Source organism: Azospirillum sp. B506, from assembly GCF_000333595.1.
Taxonomy (GTDB): Bacteria; Pseudomonadota; Alphaproteobacteria; order Azospirillales; family Azospirillaceae; genus Azospirillum.
The window spans coordinates 1-906 of the sequence record NZ_BADK01001033.1 but is presented as its reverse complement, the minus strand read 5'-3'; the positions used below and the strand labels follow the sequence as shown (position 1 = coordinate 906).

Genomic DNA, 906 nt, shown 5'->3' with positions numbered 1-906 from the left:
CATCCTTGTCCGCTGCTTGAGACGCTGGTGGGTGGCATCGGCACCGATGTCGTCACCTTGGACGACACCGGTTCGACCATCCTTGTCTCGTTGTTGGAGACGCTGGTGGGCGGCATCGGCACCGATGTCGTCAGCCTGGGCAGCGCCGGCAACACTCTGGTGGTTGCGGGTCTGGAGACCTTGACTGGCGGCGATGGCACTGATGCCGTCACCATCGGCTCGGCCGGTTCGACCCTGGTGGTCGGCGGCATCGAAACGCTGATCGGCGGGGCCGGCACCGAAGTCATCACACTGGACGGAGCCGGCAACACGCTGGTGGTGTCGGCGATCGACAGCCTGATCGGCGGGGTGGGCACCGACGTGGTGACGCTGGCCAATTCCGGCGGCAATACGGTGACGCTGGCCGGAATCGAAACGCTGATCGGCGATATCGGCACCGACGTGCTGGTGCTGGGTGCCGATGGTGCCACGGTGACGGTTTCGCTGTTCGAGACGCTGGTGGGCGGCGATGGCACCGATGTCGTCACCCTGGGCGACACCGGTTCGACCATCCAGGTCTCGCTGGTGGAGACGGTGACCGGCGGCATCGGCACCGATGTCGTCACACTTGTGGGGACGTTCGGCTCGACGCTGCAGGTCTCGTTGCTTGAAACGCTGGTGGGCACCGCCGGCACCGATGTCGTCACCTTGGGCGACGCCGGCTCGACCATCCAGGTTTCGCTGTTGGAGACGGTGATCGGCGGCATCGGCACCGATGTCGTCAACCTGGGCGACGCCGGTGCGACCTTGCAGGTCTCGCTGTTGGAGACGCTGGTGGGCGGCATCGGCACCGATGTCGTCACCCTGGACAGCGCCGGCAACACCGTGCAGGTCTCTCTGCTTGAGACGCTGGTGGGCGGCGATGGC

1 pseudogene is annotated in these 906 nt (G+C 66.1%); it reads left to right on the top strand.

Annotated features, from left to right (window positions below):
• A pseudogene (locus I71_RS38610) lies at positions 1-906 on the top strand (calcium-binding protein); the annotation flags it as partial.